This is a genomic window from Campylobacter sp. VBCF_06 NA8 (genome assembly GCF_027737825.1).
Lineage (GTDB): Bacteria > Campylobacterota > Campylobacteria > Campylobacterales > Campylobacteraceae > Campylobacter_B.
The window spans coordinates 132,115-150,472 of sequence record NZ_JAOVUB010000003.1 but is presented as its reverse complement, the minus strand read 5'-3'; the positions used below and the strand labels follow the sequence as shown (position 1 = coordinate 150,472).

Below are 18,358 nucleotides of genomic sequence, written 5' to 3'. Positions count from 1 at the left end.
TCTGCTTCGGCTTCCGCCTCGCACCGCTATGCTAGTTTTCAAGGAAACATCGGCTAACGCCGAGCGCTTCGCTTGTTTTGAATACGCTACCCTCCCCTTTACATTTAATTCGCACGCAAAAGCGCTGTTCGCGCCTTTTGCTCCGTGCGAATTTCCCCTGTAAAACGCTAGAAGTGGCTAAATTTTAAAAAGCGTTGCTTTTTAAAATTTAGCTGGTTTTATTTTTATGGAAATGCTTCGCATTTCTCTCGATTGGAATTTTTCAAATCTTCGGGGCGATTTCGGGGCGGAAGTATGCGAAAACGAGCAAAAACACCATTGCTACGAAAAACACCGCGCTAAACCCATCTGCGCCGAAAACTCTCATCGCCCCGCCTATGATTATGGGCGAGAAAAACGATGAGAGCGAATACGAAAACAAAAGCGAGGCTGAGATTTGCACGCGCGAGATTGAGGAGCTGTTTGTAAAGGAATCGTTCGCGCGCGCGATTGCGAGCGAGTATAGCGGAAAAACGCCAAATCCTAGCAAAAAGGCTAGGGCGCATTTGACCTCGAAATTCCCAGTGGCAAACAGCCCCAGTGCCGAGCATGCGCCGATTGCGCACACTAGCATTATCGCCTTGCGCCTGCCGAAAAAATCAGACACGGGGCTAGCAAAAATCTGCGAAATGAAGCCCCCGACCATGGCTAGCCCCATAAACCAGCCCACTTGGCTGACATTTCCACTTCCAAGCACATACACGCTCGCCATTGAAAAAAATCCGTTTATCAAAATCCCGCCGCAAACTGCCGTCGCAAGCGCAAGTGGCGGTAGAACCGAGATTTTTGGCATGCAGATTGTGGCTTTTTGCGCTTTTGCGGGCGGGTTAAAACGCATAAATTTCAAAGGCACTAGCCCAAAAAGTATGAAAAATCCGCTTAGAAAAAAGATTAAATTCGCACTTAAATTTAGCGCGATTATCCCCACACCCACGGTAAATGCGCCGTAAAATACAATCTCATACACGGCTAGGACGCGTGAGCGAATAGAGTTTGTGATTTTGGAGTTGATCCAGCTTTCGATTATCATTAAAAGCGCGTAATAACAAAACCCAAGCCCGAAGCGAAGTATCGCCCAAAACGCCAAATTTGCGCTGATATCGTGGGCTAGGGCGCACAGCGCAAAAACCACGCTAAAAATATAATACGAGCGCACATGGGCGAAGTAGCCGATGATCGTAGGCGTGAAAAATACGCTAGAAATGGCGCCTAAGAAGAAAAACGATGAGATAATGCCGATGATTAGGTCGCTTTGGCCGCGCATTTTGAGTATGACACCGGCTGATGATAGGGCTAGCGCGTCCCCGATAAACATAAAAAAAATCGCTAGAAATAGCGCACTTAGCGTCCTTGCCGCACGCAGGCTTTTAAACATAAATATCCTAAAAATTGAAATTCAAGCTGGTATTTTACTCGAAATTTGAAAAATTCAAGGTTAAATTTGCAAAATTTGCGATTGTTTTAGTATGGTAAGTGAGAGCAAAATTTTTGCAATGACAAATTTGAGGAAAAATTTGCATAATCTGTCATTGCGAGAATTTGCTACGCAAATTCGAAGCAATCTACGAGTTTGAAATTTATAAACAATAAATTTGCAAAAATACTGACCTTAAATTTTAAAGTCGTAGATTGCCACGAATTTTGCTAACGCAAAATTCTCGCAATGACAAATTGGGCGCAAAATTCTTGCAATGACAGCGAATTTATCGCAAGGAATTTTAAATTCTCGCAATGACAAATTGGGCGCAAAATTTGGACAAATTTTGCGAAATTTAATCCTTTGCTAGACCCTTTAAAATCCTGTATTCATCGCAATTCGCGCTCAGTGTTTCATCATCGCCCATTGCGATAATCTCGCCGTTTTTGACCACGGCGATTTGGCTAGCGTTTTTGATAGTGGATAGGCGGTGAGCGATGACAATTACGATTTTATCGGCCTTTATCTTTTCTATGACAGATGAGATTTCCTTTTCGCTGGCGTTATCTAGCGCGCTCGTGGCTTCGTCGAAAATGAGAATTTGCGGGTTTTTATACAGCGCGCGCGCAATCGCTATACGCTGGCGCTGTCCGCCTGAGAGATTTGCGCCAAACTCGCTTAAAAGCGTGTTTATGCCGTCTTCCATCTTGGCGACAAATTCATAAGCATTGGCAAGGCGCAGTGCGTTTATGACGCGCTCTTCGTCAAATTCGGCGCCGTAGCTGACATTTGCAGCGATTGTATCGTTAAAAATGTAAATTCGTTGGCTCACAAAGCCGATATTATCCCTCAGGCTTGCGATGTCAAATTCGCTAATCTCATTGCCGTCAAAAAGTATATTTCCGCTTTTGGCGTCGTAGTAGCGCATTATGAGATTTACCACCGAGCTTTTGCCGCCGCCGCTATTTCCCACAAGGGCTAAAATTTGCCCCTTTTTAACGCTAAAATTTATATCTTTTAGCGCGATTTTTTCATCATAGCTAAGCGAGACATTTTCGAAAGTCAGTGTGGATATATCGCCCATTTTTAGGCTTCCGCCGATTATGGCTGGCTCTAAATCAATTAACTCGAAAGTCCGCTCAGTAGCAGCCGTGGCGTCTTGCATTTTATTATGCAGTGATGAGACCTTTTTTATCGGCGTATAGACCATAAAAAGCGCGGTCAAAAAGCTAAAAAAGCTTCCTATGCTCATCTTGCCCTCGATGACCTCTTTGCCACCTACGATGATAACCACAGCCACGCCAAGTGCGCCAAGCATCTCCATTACGGGGCTTACGAGCGAGTTTGTAATTATTGCCTTTAAATTTAGCTTGAAAAATTTTGAGTTTTCTTCCTCGAAGTGTTTTACCTCGAAATTTTGGGCGTTGCTAGCCTTTACGATTTCGATATTTGTAAAAATTTGATTTAGAGCCGATGTGATATCAGAGGTCTTTTCTAGCGATTGGCGCGAGACCTTTTTCATGCGTTTGGCTAGGCGCGATAGCGGATAAATCGCAGCCGGAAAGACCACGAGCGCAAAAAACGAAAGCTTAGGGCTATTGTAAATCACCACGCCAAGAAGCCCAAAAATGGTGATGATTTGCGTCACAAAATCAGGTATCATGTTTGAAACCACCGTGCGGATTCGCTCGATATCGTTCATCGTCCTAGAAATCAGCTCGCCAGTGCTGTGTGTGTTGAAAAATTTCAAATCTAGCCTAATTAGCTTTGAAACGAGCAAATCGCGCAGTCTGCGCACGGTATCTTGCCCGATAAATGAAGTGTAGTATGTCTGGATAAATGTGCCGGCACTTTTCATCGCAAACACGGCTATAATCGCAAACGCAAGCGGGTAGAGATAGAGTGTGTTTTTCTCGACAAAGATATAATCAAGCACCGGTTTTACCAAATACGCGCTCGCAGATGTCGCAAGCGAGGTCATAATCATACCCAAAAATGCCAGCGCAAACTGGATTTTATAATCAATCAAAAATGGTTTAAATCTTTTTAAAATTGTCTTAAAATCGTTCAAAACTCTTCCTTAAATTTACTTATTGCGCGCTTTTTTCCCAAATCGTGCCACTTGGCGTATCCATAATCTCGATTTTCATCGCTGTAAGTTTGGCGCGAATTTCATCGGCTAGGGCGAAATTTTTCTGCTTTTTAGCTTCGCTTCTTTGCTCGATTAGACGCAAAATTTCGGCTCTTTCATCATCGCTTACGCCAAATTGAAAATAGCTAACCTCGTCCATATAAAGCACGCCAAGGGTATTTTTGACAAATTCTAAATTTGCTAAAATTTGCGCTTTAAAAGCCTTATCTTTTGGGTTTTTATCGAGTGCTTCATTTGCGCAAGACACCATTTCATCGACACAGGCAAGCGCGCCAGATGTGTTTAAATCATCATTTAAAAACTCTAAAATTTTGCCCCTAAATTTAGCTTCAACGCAAGGTAAATTTTGCGCCATATTTACCCTTTTTTTAAGGCGGTAAATTTTATCAAGGCGTTTTTTAGAGGCTAGTAAATCATCGATTGTGTAGTTAAAATTTGCCCTATAATGCGAACTCATCAAATAAAACCTTAAAGCCTCGCCAGGCACGAGGGCTAGGGCGTCTTTGACAAAAAAGCTATTGCCTAGACTTTTGCTCATTTTTTCGTTATTTACCTGCACGAAGCCATTGTGCATCCAGTATTTAGCCAAAGCTCTATGCTCGCTACATCTGCACTGCGCAGCCTCATTTTCGTGGTGCGGGAAGAGCAAATCAGCTCCGCCAGCGTGGATATCAATGCAAAATTCGGCGTCACGGCTATCTAAATGGGCTAAAATCATCGCCACACACTCGCTATGCCAGCCGGGTCTGCCACGCCCAAATGGCGCCTCAAACCACGCCTCATCGAATTTCCACAGCGCGAAATCTTTTTCATTTTTTTTCTGCTCGTTTGAAACCACGCGCGCAAACTCGCTGTTTTGATCCTCTGCTTTTTTGCCACTAAGGCTTAAATAATCGCTATCTTTGGTGGTATCAAAGTATATCCCATCGCCTGGTATTTCATACGCATAGCCCAAATTTAGCAAATTTGAAACAAGGGCGCAAATTTCATTAATATTTTCTGTCGCTTTGGGCGAAATGTCGGCGTCACGGACATTTAGCGCGCTCATATCGTCCAAATATCGTTTGGTGTAAAATTCTGTAATCTCGCTTAGAGTTTTTCCACTCTCGCTCATTTTTTTTAAAATTTTATCGTCGATATCGGTGAAATTTCTAGCAAATTTCACATTTTTGCCCTGCGCTTCTAGCGCACGCCTAAGCAAATCAAAGCTAATCGCGCTTTTAGCATGCCCCAAATGCGCGTCATCATACACAGTCGGCCCGCAGACATAAATTTTAATCTCATCTTCGTTAAGCGGAATAAATTCGACCTTTTTTTTACTTGCAGTATCATAAATTACCATAATATAAACCTTTTAAAACATATAAAATTCCTATTTCAAGTGCGCAAAGCCCTAGAATTAGAAGGATTTTTTTAGCCTTGATTATAGCCAAAAAGTTATTAAATCCAAAAAAATAGAGATTGAAAACAAACAAAAATCCCCCTGTAATCGAGCTAGCAAGCGCCAAACCCACAGCCCCAAATGGTTTAAAAAATATAGCGCACAAAATCACATTTATAAACACGCACCAAAGCGAAATTTTCGCACTTAGCTTTTGTTTCATGTGCGCATACAGCCAGTGCGAAAAAATGCGCGATAGCCCAAAGGGTAGCAGTCCTACCATATACGCTGCCAAAACAGCCGCACACTGGGCTGTGTTAGTGGCGGTGAAATTTCCGCGCTCAAATAAAATTTTGGTAATCTCGTGCGAGAGCATGATTCCGCCGATTGTGGAGAGTGCTAAAAGCGCCAAAAGCATGTAAAATCCGCGCTCGATTAAATTTAGCGCCTCTTTTTGGTTGTTTGTTTTGATTTGTTTAGTTAGTCGCGGGAAAATCGCCGTGCTAAGCGCGATTGCAAAAAGTGCGAGCGGAAGCTGAAAAATGCGGTTTGCGTAGTATAGATAGCTGATACTTCCGCTGGCTAAAAAGCTAGCGAAAAATGTATCTATAAATGAGCTAAGTTGCAAAGCGCTAGCCCCTACAACCCCGGCAAAAAAGTTATTATAAAAGCCTTTGGTTTGCGCTTTTGCGCCATTTTTTAGTCTAGCAAATCCGCCAAGAAGCACTCTTAGCATACCGGTAAATTTCAGCGCATACACATGCACCAAAAACTGCAAAAATCCGCCCGCTACGACGCCACAAGATAGATACAAAACGATACTTCGCTCATCTTTGCCACGAGCCAAAAGCAAGGCAGCAATCATAGCTAAATTTAATAAAGCGGTCGAAAACGCCGTAGTGGCGAAATGATCGCGGTATTGAAGCATAGAGGCAAAAAGCGTAACGATAAAAATAAAAGCTAGATATATGAAATTTATACGCACAAATGGTGTTGCTAGCGTGATTTGCTCGTCCGAAAAACCATAAGCTAAAATTTTAGTAAAAAACGGCGCGAACACCCACACAACCGCAGTTAAAAACAAAATAAAAAGAAAAAATCTAATCAGCACGGAAGCTGCGAAAATCCCCTTTTTTTTCGAAGCGGTAAAATTTGGCAAAAACGCCTGCGTAAAGGCACCCTCGCCAAAAAGTCGTCTAAATAAATTTGGCAGTTTAAACGCCACAAAAAATATATCGCTATACACACCAGCGCCCAAAATCGAAGCCGTCAGCAAATCGCGCACAAAGCCCAAAATGCGAGAAGCTAGCGTTCCGACGCTGTTTGTAAAAAACCCTCTAAACATAATTCCTCGTTAAATTTTATAAAATAAAAAGATAGATTATAATATAATTTCGCCTATTTTTTGATTTTGAAAGAGGATATTTTGCAAAATTTGCCATTTTCGCTCGATACGCAAAACTTCATCAAAACCCTAAAATTTGAGGGTAGCTGGACATATCGAAGCGGAAAAAAACAGCTTGATTTACTTAAAAAAACACTATCAAATTTAGACAATTTCGTAGCAGATTTTACAAATGTCGAAAAGCTGGATTATTTCATGGCTTATAGCATTAAAAATTTAATGCGTGGCAAAAGCGTGGAATTTAGGAGCCAAAATCCAAAAATAGAGAAAATTTTCGAATTTATTAGCGATGAGAGCATAGACCATAATTTTATGCCAAAAGTGCATGGCATGGGGATTTTGGCTCAAATAGGGCTGTATTTTTGCGCAGGCTGGGCTGGGATTGTAAATCTAGCCACATTTTTGGGCGAGTTTTTTTGCAAGGTATTTTCGCTATTTTTGCACCCGCGCAAATTTCGCCTCAAAGAGACCGTAAATTTTATCAAAGACAACGGCATTGACTCGCTTTTTATCGTGGCTTTGACCGCGTTTTTAATCGGTGTGGTGCTAGCTTACATTGGCGCAGATATGCTATCGCAGTTTGGGGCTAGTATTTATATCATCGATATTATGGGCGCTCTAACCATGCGCGAGATTGCCCCGTTAATCGCAGCGATTGTCATTGCTGGGCGTTCTGCGTCGAGTTTTACAGCGCAAATTGGCGTTATGAAAATCACAGAAGAGATCGACGCGATGAAAACAATGGGCTTTGATCCGTTTTATTTCCTCTCAATGCCACGAATTTTGGCTATGGTGATTTGTATGCCATTTATCATTTTTATCGCAAATTCAATATGTATTTTCGCTCAAATGATAGTTTGCGAGGCGTATTTAGAGATAGGATTTTTGGATTATTTGGATAGATTTAAATCAAATGTCGAAATTCGCCACTTTTTCGCCGGTATGATAAAGGCTCCGTTTTTTGGCGCATTTATAGCAATAATTGGCTGTATGAGAGGATTTGAGGTCAAGGGAAATACACAAAGTATCGGCGAATACACCACAATCAGCGTGGTAAATGCAATATTTTGGGTCATCGCCATAGACGCGATTTTTGCGATACTCTTCTCGGAGATTGGGCTGTGAGCGAGATAATAAGCGCAAAAAATGTAACCACAGCGTATGGGACGCGCATAATGCACGATAATGTGAGTTTTAGCGTGAAAAAGGCTGAAATTTACGGCTTTTTGGGCGGAAGTGGAAGTGGAAAAACCACTCTAATGAAAACGCTGATTTACCTAAACCAGCCAAAAAGCGGCGAGATTAAAATTTTTGGCGAGGATATTTGGAGCGTGGGTGAGGATAGGCGCAATGAAATTCGCTTAAAATGCGGTGTGATGTTTCAATTCGGCGCGCTGTATAGCTCGATGAATGTGCTAGAAAATGTAGGCGTGCTACTGCGCGAATACTCAAATTTTAGCGACAAAGAGATTAACGAGCTTGCTATGTTTTGGATACAAAAGGTAGGCCTTAAAAAAGAGAGCGCAATGCTAAATCCAAACGAGCTAAGTGGCGGTATGAAAAAGCGTGTCGCCCTTGCTAGGGCATTGGCGTTAAGCCCTGAGATTTTATTTTTAGACGAGCCAAACTCAGGGCTAGATCCGCTTAGCTCGCGCGCCCTTGATAGGCTAGTGTGTGAGCTAAGAGATAATCTTGGCGTAACCGTAGTAATGGTAACGCACGATGTGGATAGTATTTTTGATATACTTGATAGATTTTTGATAGTCGATAATAAAAAAATCATCTTTGAAGGGGCTTTGAGCGAAATCGAAAAGCTAGAAAACAACCCGCTTGAAGAGCTATTTAAAATGAGAGCGAAATAGGAGCAAAATTTGGAAAATAGAACCTCATATACAATCGTGGGCGCATTTGTTATGGCGTGTGTGTTTGCGCTTACAGCTTTCGTGTGGTGGATGCTAACTCGCACCGATACTAGGGAGACTTACAGATCGTATTATATCCATACTAAGGAGCTTCCGACTGGAATTCGCGAGAATTCAGATGTCAAATTTATCGGCGTAAATGCTGGAATCATCAAAAAAATAGATTTTGTCGATATCGAAAATGCAATAATCGAAATCGAAGTATCGCTTAAAAGCAAACTCCCTATCTCGCGAGATAGTATCGCCAAGGTCGAAACGCAAGGCATTAGTGGAATTTCGTTTTTAAATATCACAAAGGGAAGTGGCGAGCTATTTAGCGAAAATGAAGAAAAGCCAATCATCGAGCTAGATAAAACCCTGCTCGATAAAATCGGCTCCAAAGCAGAAGTTATCACAGATAGTGTAGGGCAGATGATATTTAAAATCAACTCGCTTTTATCGCAAGATAATATGAAAAAAGTCGATGAAATTTTAACTTCGCTTAACAAATTTAGCGCCGAACTTAGCGATGAGAAGAAATTTAACGAACTAAACGCATTAATGGCGAATTTCAACACCCTAATGACGAATTTAAACGAAAGAGAGCACGAATTAGACGAAATTTTGGATAAATTTAATGCTTTTGCCAGCAGTGCGACGCGCCTTTCAAATTCGCTTGAAAAAACAAGTCAGATTATGGCAAAGCGCGTAGAGCGGGGCGAATACAATCTCAAAGCCATACTAGATCCTACCCTAAACGAGGCCAAAACCACGCTAAGCGAGTTTAACAAGGCTTTGCGAGAATTTCAAGGCGCGATGTTTAGGCTAGAAGAAAATCCGTATGAATTCTTTTTTAGAGATACCAAAAAGGACTGAAAATGAGAAAAATTTTATGCGCATTTAGCGCAGTTTTGGCAGGAGCTTTGCTGGGAGGCTGTTTGGCAAAGAGTGCTAAGCCATATACTTATTACGAGCTTAAATACGACCAAAAACACTGCGCCGCGAAGTCAAATTCACGCAAAAATATCTATATCGAGAGTGTAACTGCGACAAATTTGGTCGATAGACGCGATATTTTAATCGTGGATTGGAAATCTCGCACGAGATACGCTAGCGACGCTAAATATATCACAATGCCAAGCGAAATGCTTTATAAAGCCCTAATCGACGCGGCGTTTTCTACATGCGCGCTAAATCCGATTTTTGTGCCACAAGAGAGAGATTTGCGGCTAAAAACCACGCTTATCACGCTTCAAGTCGATGGCGATCACGCTAAAATCACGATTGGATACGAGTTTTTAAACGCTGTGCAAAGCATAAAATCTGGCGTGATTACAAAGCGAGTTTTCGTGCCAGATCCAAGCTCGCAAAGCATTTATAATGCGACAAATTCGGCGTTAAATTTGGCAATTGATGAAATTTTAAAGGCAATTCAATGATAGTAGGATTAGAAGGAATCATCACGCACAAAGAGCCCACTAAATGCGTGATAAAGTGCGCTAGTGGCGTAAGTTATGCTGTGGCGATTTCGCTAGGGTGTGGCGCTAGGGTAGAGCGGGGCGAAAAGGTGGAGTTTTTGATAACTCAGATTATCAGAGAAGACGCAAATTTGCTCTATGGATTTTTGGAGCCAAAAGAGAAAAATATGTTTGAAATGCTAATCAAACTAAGCGGAATAGGGGCTAGCACGGCAATGGCTGTGTGCTCATCGCTTAGCGCAGAGAGCTTTTCTCGCGCGATTATCACAGGCGATAGCGCGCTACTAACGAGCGTGCCAGGGATCGGCCCAAAGACAGCTAGGCGCATAATCGCCGAACTAGGGGACGCCAAACTTATGGAGTTTGGCGAGAGCGAAGTGTATAAATCAGAGGCGATGAGCGCGCTTGAAAGTCTAGGCTTCAAACGCGATAGAATCAGTAAAATTTTGCTTGATTGTGTCAGCACAAATACGGCTGATTTGATCAAAGAGGCATTGAAAAAACTAGCATAAATTTAAAATTTACAAGGAGAAATAATGAAATACGGTATAGTTTTTGGTGGTCAAAGTTACGAACACGAGATTAGTATAATCTCTGCAATCGCGGTCAAAGACGCGTTAAAGGGCGAGAATTTGGCGTTTGTTTTTTGTGACAAAGATAGGAGATTTTTCTTAATCGAAGAGAAAAATATGCGCGCAGTGTATTTCAAAAACGGCGAATACACAAAATCAAAAGAGCTAAATATCTCAAACGGCGGATTTTATATGAGCGGTGGTATGTTTGGCAAAAAAAGCATGCTTGAAGTGAGCGTTTATGTGAATTTGATCCATGGTTGCGACGGCGAGGACGGAAAATTCGCAAGCCTTTTTGAGTTTTTCTCAATCCCTTATATCGGCCCTAGAATCGAGGCTAGCGTGCTAAGCTACAACAAAATTTTAACCAAATACCTAGCGCAAATTGCAGGTGTAAAAACCGTGCCATTTGAAATCGTCAATCGCAACAGCTTGCCGAATTTCAACTTCCCAGTCATCATCAAACCCGCTCATTTGGGTTCTAGTATCGGTATTGGCATAGCAAAATCAGAAAAAGAGTTTGACTACTGCATGGATAAGGTCTATGAGCTAGATGATAGCGCAATCGTCGAGCCATATATGGAAAATATCAAAGAATACAACCTAGCAGGGGCTAAAATCGACGGCAAAATCGAGTATTCCTTCATCGAAGAGCCGAAAAAAGAGGGATATTTGGATTTTGGTAGAAAATACCTTGACTTTTCGCGCACTGGCGTGGTCGAAGAGGCGCAAATCGGTATGTCAGTCGAGGATAAGATGAAAGACGCGTTTGCTAAGCTTTATAATGTCGGTGGATTTGAGGGGGCGTTGATTAGGTGCGACTTTTTCGTGCAAAATAACGAAATCTATCTAAACGAGATAAATCCAAATCCAGGAAGTATGGCAAACTACCTATTTAGCGACTTTGCGGAGGTTTTGGGCAAGCTAGCTACTTCGCTTCCTGCGACTAAGGAAATTCCGATTTCGTATGATTTGATAACAAAAATTTCAGCGAATAAATAAGCTAAATTTAAAAATTTTACGCTAAATTTTGCGTAAAATTTTACATAAGGATTGTTTATGTTAAATAAAGACGAAATTTACACAGCGACGGAAATGGCGAGAAATTTTAGCTCAATTTTAAAAAAACTAAATAGCCAAGAGATTAAAAAGGCTATGATTGTCAAAAATAATAAATTTGAGGCTGTAATGCTTAGCATGAGCGAATACGAGCGCCTAGAAAAGGCAGTCGAGCTACTCAAAGCGATTTATGGTAAAAAGGGTCAAGATGGCTAGTAAAACCATAAAATTTGGTGGCAATGAATACAAAATCAGCTACGAAATCGAAAATTTAAGCGTCGAGCCGTATATTTTGGTTTTGCACGGCTGGGGCGCGAAAAAAGAGCTTATGCAGAGGGTTTTCGAGGCGAAATTTTTCCCAAATTATAGGCTAGTTTTCGTGGATTTGCCCGGATTTGGCGCTAGCTCGCAACCAAAATTCGCGCTTACAAGCGAGGATTATGCCGGGATAATAAGAGAGTTTATCACTGCGCTTGGAGGCGCACCAGAGGCCATTATGGGGCATAGTTTTGGTGGCAAGGTCGCCACTCTGCTTGCGCCAAAAAGGCTGATTTTGCTAAGCTCGGCTGGGATAATCGAGCCAAAGCCTTTGAAGGTGAGGGCGAAAATCGCGGTTTTTAAGTGCCTAAAATATATTGGGCTTGCGAAATTTTGGCGATTTTTTGCCAGCAAAGACGCTTCTGGTATGAGCGAAGAGATGTTTGGGACGCTAAAAAATGTGATTCGCGAGGATTTCGAGCCGATTTTTGCCGAGATTAAACCAGAAAAAACGCTGATTTTTTGGGGTATTAGCGATACAGCCACTGCTCTAAGTAGCGGAGAGAAAATCCACTCGCTCATCAAAAATAGCAAATTTTACCCGCTTGATGGGGATCACTTTTTTTTCATAAAACACGCGAAATTCATCGCAGATACAATCACGACTGAATTTAAATAATCCAAATTTAGTTATTTCTCATTGTTTGTCATTGCGAGCGAGCATTGCTCGCATGGCAAAGTGGATTTAAATTTGAAATTTTACGCTTTCCATTGTCATTGCGAGCGAACGACAGCGGAAAATTTCCCCTGATTTGTCATTGCGAGCGAGTGTATCGAGCGTGGCAATCTACGAGTTAAAAAACCAAACGCTATAATCCGTGTCATTGCGAGGAGCAAGGCGACGAAGCAATCCAGAGAAATTTAAAAAAAATTTAAAATTTACTAAAATTTATCTACGAAATGATATTCGCAAAAGTGAAATCGAGAGGATACGAACTATGATTTTACAAGTAATTATTGAAAAAGATGAACTTTAAAATAGTAGGATTGGATATAAAAGTAAAAATGAAAATTGCAGTTTTCAATACTAAAAATAAAATTTAAAAATACATAAACCTAAAATGTAATCATGCTTCTAATTTTATATTAAATTTATTGCGCTATAATGCCTAGACCAATCAGATGAGAAAGGTTTGACATGCTTTTTGATATCAGTTTAATTGGCGATACGAAAAATTTATATTTAAAGCGGTTTGGTCGCTCGAACCTAAACGGCGTCCCGCACTACCTGAAATTCGACTTTTCTGCGATGTCTTTTGTCAAGCTAAACAACAAACTTTCTATCAAATCCACAGGTTGCAAATCTGATTTGGACTACGGATTTTACCTCGTTTTCGAGGACAATAAATTTTTTATAAACAACAAAACTCACCTTTCTAAAAAAGAGATTTTTTATATGCTAAGCTATCTTTTTGATAAAATTTATGACAAAAATGTAAAATACCCGCGCGACAGCCTGCACGCAAAAATAAAAAAAACGATTGAGTTTTTAAACAAAATTTATAATTTCACCAAAGAAAAAGACCATAAATTCAATATGCACGCGCAGTATCGCAATGTGTTTGTGGGGTGTTTGAGTATCGATCATCGCGAAAATTTGGCGCAAAATTTCGTTTAAATTTCATTGAAAATTGTGAAATTTGGCTTACAAATTTACCGAGTTTTTACCCAAATTTATTAAAATTATGAATTATATATATGATAAAGGTTTGATATGCTTTTCGATGTTGTAATAATCGGCGATAATAAAAATTTATATTTAAAGCAATTTGGTGGGCGTTCGAATTTCAGGGGTGTTCCGAACTATTTTCAATTCGATTTCAACGAAATGAAATTCGTGCAAATCAAAGAGAAAATTTATGTCAAATTTGACTATAACGAAACCGAAACAAACACCGATTCTAACTATGGTTTCGTGCTGATTTTCGACGAAAAAGAGTTTTTCAAAAACAAGCAAAATTTAACGCGAAAAGAGGCGTTTATCTTGCTGAATTATATTTTCAACAAAATGTATAGCAAAGATGTCAAGTATCCGCGCGACAGCCTACATTTCAGGATAAAAAAGGCGATCGATCTTTACAAGGCCGTCTATAAGGACGACGATTTCGACGGATACAACCTGCACGCGCAATACCGCAATCTCTACGCCGGACAGATAAGTATCGACAAAAGAGAGCGAACGCTCGGCGCAGCGGAATAATCTGCGTTGCGAGATAAAATTTATAAATTTAAACGCCGTTTTGGCGTTTAAATTTTGCAAAATACTTTAAAATTTCCCTTGCAAAATCTATTGTAAATGCAAATTTGGATAATCAAAAAGCAAAACTTTCCCGCTATGCTCGCTAATCTCAGCGAAATTTTCCGCTTCAAATTCTAATCCGAAAATCGCACAAGTTGGGAATTTTTCGATTACTGAGTTGCTGAAATACTCGCACACTGCGCCGATTGTGGGGTTGTGGCCTACTATGAAAACTACTTTGTATTTTTCATCGAGCATGCGCACAAACTCCGCTAGCTCTCGCGTGCTGATGTCGTAAAGCTCTTTTTTTTCTTTTAAAATATCTTTGGCGCCAATATTTTTGGCTATGATTTTGGCGGTTTTTAGTGCGCGTTTGGCAGGGCTAGTGATGATGATATCAGGCGCTATCCCCTCTTTTGCCAAAAGCTCCCCTAGCCTGCCTGCGTCATCTTCGCCCTTTTGGCTTAGTTTGCGCTCGAAATCTGTCTGTGCGAAAGCCTCGGCTTTGGCGTGTCTGATAAAATAAATTTGTTTCATAAATTTCCTTTTCGTATAATTTTACGCAAAATTTTACAAAATTTTAAATTTTTGCTGTATCTTGCCGAATCCAAACCCTGCCCCAAACCCTATCAAATGCGCATACCACGCCACATTTGAAGCTAGCAAAAGCGGAGCAAAGCTAATAAGCGCAACCATAGCCAAAACGCTTTTTAAATTTTGCCTCTCATAGCACAAAATCACGCCCAAAAGCGCGCAGATTACGCCACTCGCGCCGATTAAATTTATATTTTGTCCCATAAATTTGTAAGCGCAAAAAATGTAAATCAGGCAGATTAAATTTGTAAAAATTCCAAGCCCAAAATACAAAATCGTAAATTTAACGCTACCGAAAAATCGCTCTAAAATAGAACCGAATTGATACAACACAGCCATATTCATCGCCAAATGCGCAATTCCAGCGTGCATGAAAAATGATGATAAAATTTGCCAAAAAAATCCGTCAAAAAATAGCAAATTTAGCCCCAAATACGCGCCCAAATTTGGGATTAAATTCGCTAGGACAAAAAGCACGCAGTTTGCGATGATGATAGCTAGCGTGACCTTGCCGACCTGTCCGAAATTTGCCATTTGCATAAATTTCCTAAAATTTATTGTTTTACGCGACCATATCCTGCGAAGCGATTTGAAGCTAGGCAAGAAATCTTGTTGCTTCCGCAGCGCACGATATAGCTATTTTCGATTTTTTTGCCGTTTTTGTGAGTATTTTTTTTGTTTAAATTTACAAAATCGACCTTGTTTCTACCGCGCGAATTATGCACGAATTTTATCCTGCCATCTGCGTAAATTTCGCGGATCACGCCGATATGGCTGATTTCGTTGTTTATGCGTTTTTTATTTGATTGAAGGGTGTTTTGGAAAAATATTAAATCCCCTACTCGCGGGTTTTTGTGCGCGATTAGGTCGCGTTTTTTGTAATAATTATAAATCGCTTGTGATTTTCTGCCGTTTGTGAAGTATTTAGGTAGCTCTTTTGAGTTGAAAAAAATCTCTTTGTTTTTAGAATTTAGCGCTGTGATAAACCCGCTACAATCCCCGCCTACCCTAGTTCCGGTGTATTTATCGACCCATGAAATGAGTGTTGTGTTGTAGGTATTTCCTGGGATTTGTGATGAGCCAGAGTTATCCTCATAAACCTCATAGTCTGCTTGCGTAGTGGGGTTTGCAGGCGATGAAAACGGAGCTAGCCACGAGCAGCCACTCATCAAAAACGCCCCTAAAAATAAAGCAAAAATTTTTTTCATAAACTACCTTAAAAAATACAAAATGTGTTTTCATTTTAGCAACCAAATGTAATAAAATAGTAATTTTAAAGCAAATTTATGTATAATCACGGCGAAATTTTTGCAATCAAAATGGAGAGAAAATGCACTATTTACAAATCAAAGGCGAAGCTAAGCTTAGTGGCGAAATAAAAATCTCAGGCGCCAAAAACGCGGCACTACCGCTAATCGCGCTAATTATACTATCCAAAAACTCAGTTACAATTAAAAATTTACCAGATGTTTCAGATATCAAAACCCTAATCCAGCTTTTGGCAAATTTAGGCGCAAAATGCGAGTATCTAGACGCTCACACCGCCGTAATTGATCCAAGAGGGATAAACTCAACTAAGGCAGTTTATGACATCGTGCGCAAAATGCGCGCTTCGATTTTAGTTCTTGGTCCATTGCTAGCGCGTTTTGGCAAGGCAGAAGTTAGCATGCCAGGCGGATGCGCGATAGGGGCAAGGCCGATTGATTTGCACCTAAGGGCAGTCGAAAAAATGGGCGCGCAGGTCAAAATCGAAGAAGGCTATGTCGTGTGCGAGGGCGCATTAAAGGGTGCGAATATTTCGTTTGATAAAATCACCGTTACAGGCACCGAAAATGTCGTAATGGCGGCTGCGCTTGCTAGCGGGGAGACTTGCATAATAAATGCCGCCAAAGAACCAGAGGTCGTGGCTGTGTGCGAAGCCCTAGCTAGTGCTGGCGTAAAAATCGAAGGAATCGGCACTGACGAGCTTAAAATCACAGGCACAGCGGGCGAACTTTTAAATATCAACGAAATCACCGTAATCCCCGATCGTATCGAGGCTGGGACATATCTATGCGCCGGGGCGATAACAAATTCTAAAATCAGCGTTACAAGCGTAAATCCTGCGCATTTGGGCGCTGTGTTAGCGAAATTTGAGGATATGGGATTTAAATTTGAAATTTTAGGAAGCGGCAACGACTCTAAAATCACCATTTTGCCAACAGACGAAATCAAAGCAACCAAAATCATCACTACCGAATATCCGGGCTTTCCGACCGACATGCAAGCGCAGTTTATGGCGCTAACCTGCGTCGCGCAGGGCACTAGCACGGTCGAGGAAAGGCTGTTTGAAAACCGCTTTATGCATGTGAGCGAACTAAACCGCATGGGCGCAGATATCAAACTAAACGGCAATATCGCTACAATCAAGGGTGGCAAACTCGCAGGCGCTGATGTCATGGCGACAGATTTGCGCGCTAGCTCGGCTCTTGTTTTAGCGGCTCTTGCAGCAAGTGGCACTACGCGCGTGCATCGCATATATCACCTAGACCGCGGATATGAGAAATTAGAGGAAAAATTCGCAAAACTTGGCGCAAAAATAAAAAGGCTTGAAGAGTGAAAAGCCTAAATGAAGCGATAAATTCGGTAATTTCTAGCATTGATTTAAATTTAAAAAGTGAGTTTGTTAGCTTAAATTTTGCATTAGGGCGAATTTTGGCTATGGATTTTAAAGCTTTGCGAAATTCGCCGCTTTTTGATAATTCTGCGCTTGACGGATATGCTTATAATGCCAAATTTGAGGGAGAGAGTTTAGAAATCGTAGAGCCTGTTATTTTTGCAGGGGCTAAGCAAATTTATGAAATCAAAGCTAATCAAGCGCAAAAAATAATGACAGGCGCACCCTTCCCAAAGGGCGCAAATTCCGTAATCCGCCTAGAAGACGCCCAGTTTGTGGGTGAAAAACTACAAATGCCAAAAAATCCTAAATTTGGCGACGGACATAGAAAAGCGGGCGAAGAATTTAGCGTGGGCGAAGTGCTAATAAAAAAAGGCAAAGCCCTAACCCCGCCTGAGATTATGCTTTTAGCTAGCCAAGGCGTGGGCGAGATTGAAGTGTTTGCAAGGCCAAAAATCGCCCTATTTTCGAGCGGAGACGAGCTTTTGAGAATTGGCGAGAGGGCGGATGATTTTAGCATTTATGATGCGAACTCGGCAGGAATTTGCGCTTTGCTTTTGCAAAATGGCTTTGAGTGCGAAAATTTGGGCATTATAAAAGATGATTATAATGTGGTTTTGGATACTTTGAAGAAAGCTTATGAAAGTTACGATGTGGTTATCACAAGTGGCGGAGCTAGCGTCGGGGAGGCTGATTTTATGGAAAAGGTCTTAACCGGGCTTGGATTTGAAAATATCCTAAACGGGATAAATTTAAAACCCGGCGGAAAGCCTACAAAATGCTTTAAAAAAGGTGAGAAGTTCTTTTTCGTCCTACCTGGAAATCCAATGGCAGCCTACATTGTATCGCTACTTTTTATGCTCCCTATTTTGCGCTATTTAGGCGGAAAATTTGATTGTATGAGTGAAGGCTTTGAAGCTTTTTTGGAAGAGCAAATAAAATGCAATCCAAAACGAGAAAATGTAATTTTCGGCGATTTTGCAGGTGGCAAATTTGAGGCAAAATGCGATAAATTCGGCTCGTTTATGATAATGCCTTTATTGAAATTTAACTCTATTGCACTAAGCGATATTGGCGATGATAGCCCTATAATGCTTAGATTTTTTAGAAAGTATTGACAAATGAAAAATTTTTTGCTAAAATCCAA

At 41.0% G+C, this 18,358-nt stretch carries 19 protein-coding genes; 12 read left to right on the top strand and 7 right to left on the bottom strand.

Annotated elements, in window-relative coordinates; all coding sequences use genetic code 11:
- Positions 1 to 262 precede the first annotated feature (262 nt).
- From OFO10_RS05070 to murJ, 4 genes are all read right to left on the bottom strand, one after another.
- Entirely contained in the window at positions 263 to 1,414 is a 1,152-nt protein-coding gene (locus OFO10_RS05070; protein ID WP_270866324.1) for an MFS transporter, read from the bottom strand.
- Positions 1,415 to 1,811: 397 nt separating this feature from the next.
- Complete coding sequence (locus OFO10_RS05065) at positions 1,812 to 3,527, bottom strand: ABC transporter ATP-binding protein (RefSeq protein WP_270866323.1); 1,716 nt, start codon at positions 3,525 to 3,527, stop codon at positions 1,812 to 1,814.
- A 19-nt stretch (positions 3,528 to 3,546) separates the two neighbouring features.
- Positions 3,547 to 4,950 (bottom strand): cysteine--tRNA ligase, encoded by a 1,404-nt coding sequence (cysS, locus tag OFO10_RS05060; RefSeq protein ID WP_270866322.1) that lies wholly within the window; start codon positions 4,948 to 4,950, stop codon positions 3,547 to 3,549.
- Positions 4,937 to 6,334, bottom strand: coding sequence for a murein biosynthesis integral membrane protein MurJ (gene murJ / locus OFO10_RS05055; RefSeq protein WP_442867991.1), 1,398 nt, complete (start codon positions 6,332 to 6,334; stop codon positions 4,937 to 4,939). The genes cysS and murJ overlap by 14 nt, the downstream gene beginning before the upstream one ends.
- A gap of 81 nt (positions 6,335 to 6,415) precedes the next feature.
- Here murJ and OFO10_RS05050 point away from each other — a divergent pair, with 81 nt between their 5' ends.
- The 10 genes from OFO10_RS05050 (at position 6,416) to OFO10_RS05005 (ending at position 13,922) form a co-directional block, all read left to right on the top strand.
- On the top strand, positions 6,416 to 7,519 hold the full coding sequence (locus OFO10_RS05050) for an MlaE family ABC transporter permease (RefSeq protein WP_270866321.1): 1,104 nt from the start codon (positions 6,416 to 6,418) through the stop codon (positions 7,517 to 7,519).
- Entirely contained in the window at positions 7,516 to 8,256 is a 741-nt protein-coding gene (locus tag OFO10_RS05045; RefSeq protein ID WP_270866320.1) for an ABC transporter ATP-binding protein, read from the top strand. The genes OFO10_RS05050 and OFO10_RS05045 overlap by 4 nt, the downstream gene beginning before the upstream one ends.
- Positions 8,257 to 8,265: 9 nt before the next feature.
- Positions 8,266 to 9,171, top strand: a complete 906-nt coding sequence (locus OFO10_RS05040; RefSeq protein ID WP_270866319.1) for an MlaD family protein — start codon at positions 8,266 to 8,268, stop codon at positions 9,169 to 9,171.
- 2 nt (positions 9,172 to 9,173) lie between these two features.
- Positions 9,174 to 9,734, top strand: a complete 561-nt coding sequence (locus tag OFO10_RS05035) for a hypothetical protein (RefSeq protein ID WP_270858846.1) — start codon at positions 9,174 to 9,176, stop codon at positions 9,732 to 9,734.
- On the top strand, positions 9,731 to 10,285 hold the full coding sequence (gene ruvA / locus OFO10_RS05030; RefSeq protein WP_270861682.1) for a Holliday junction branch migration protein RuvA: 555 nt from the start codon (positions 9,731 to 9,733) through the stop codon (positions 10,283 to 10,285). Before OFO10_RS05035 ends, ruvA begins: the two co-directional genes overlap by 4 nt.
- 24 nt (positions 10,286 to 10,309) lie before the next feature.
- On the top strand, positions 10,310 to 11,347 hold the full coding sequence (locus OFO10_RS05025) for a D-alanine--D-alanine ligase (RefSeq protein WP_270866318.1): 1,038 nt from the start codon (positions 10,310 to 10,312) through the stop codon (positions 11,345 to 11,347).
- A gap of 51 nt (positions 11,348 to 11,398) precedes the next feature.
- A complete protein-coding gene (locus OFO10_RS05020; protein WP_442867875.1) occupies positions 11,399 to 11,620 on the top strand; it encodes a prevent-host-death protein in 222 nt (73 codons plus the stop codon).
- A complete protein-coding gene (locus OFO10_RS05015) occupies positions 11,613 to 12,341 on the top strand; it encodes an alpha/beta fold hydrolase (RefSeq protein ID WP_270866316.1) in 729 nt (242 codons plus the stop codon). Before OFO10_RS05020 ends, OFO10_RS05015 begins: the two co-directional genes overlap by 8 nt.
- Before the next feature lie 519 nt (positions 12,342 to 12,860).
- A complete protein-coding gene (locus OFO10_RS05010; RefSeq protein WP_270865041.1) occupies positions 12,861 to 13,340 on the top strand; it encodes a hypothetical protein in 480 nt (159 codons plus the stop codon).
- Between the two features lie 96 nt (positions 13,341 to 13,436).
- Positions 13,437 to 13,922 carry a hypothetical protein gene (locus tag OFO10_RS05005; RefSeq protein WP_270865040.1) on the top strand — a complete coding sequence of 162 codons (486 nt, stop codon included), beginning with the start codon at positions 13,437 to 13,439 and terminating at the stop codon, positions 13,920 to 13,922.
- An 87-nt stretch (positions 13,923 to 14,009) separates the two neighbouring features.
- Here the strand turns inward: OFO10_RS05005 and OFO10_RS05000 are convergent, their stop codons facing one another.
- From OFO10_RS05000 to OFO10_RS04990, 3 genes are read right to left on the bottom strand one after another with little or no spacing between them, the layout of a single operon-like run.
- Positions 14,010 to 14,498: a SixA phosphatase family protein gene (locus OFO10_RS05000; RefSeq protein WP_270865039.1), complete on the bottom strand. Its 489-nt coding sequence runs from the start codon at positions 14,496 to 14,498 to the stop codon at positions 14,010 to 14,012.
- 33 nt (positions 14,499 to 14,531) lie between these two features.
- On the bottom strand, positions 14,532 to 15,089 hold the full coding sequence (locus OFO10_RS04995; protein ID WP_270865038.1) for a rhomboid family intramembrane serine protease: 558 nt from the start codon (positions 15,087 to 15,089) through the stop codon (positions 14,532 to 14,534).
- A gap of 20 nt (positions 15,090 to 15,109) precedes the next feature.
- Positions 15,110 to 15,763, bottom strand: coding sequence for an NlpC/P60 family protein (locus OFO10_RS04990; RefSeq protein WP_270865037.1), 654 nt, complete (start codon positions 15,761 to 15,763; stop codon positions 15,110 to 15,112).
- A 122-nt stretch (positions 15,764 to 15,885) separates the two neighbouring features.
- On the opposite strand from OFO10_RS04990, the gene murA reads away from it, so the two are divergent.
- Positions 15,886 to 17,154, top strand: a complete 1,269-nt coding sequence (gene murA / locus OFO10_RS04985; RefSeq protein WP_270865036.1) for a UDP-N-acetylglucosamine 1-carboxyvinyltransferase — start codon at positions 15,886 to 15,888, stop codon at positions 17,152 to 17,154.
- Positions 17,151 to 18,329 (top strand): molybdopterin molybdotransferase MoeA, encoded by a 1,179-nt coding sequence (locus OFO10_RS04980; RefSeq protein WP_270865035.1) that lies wholly within the window; start codon positions 17,151 to 17,153, stop codon positions 18,327 to 18,329. The genes murA and OFO10_RS04980 overlap by 4 nt, the downstream gene beginning before the upstream one ends.
- The last annotated feature ends 29 nt before the right edge of the window (positions 18,330 to 18,358 follow it).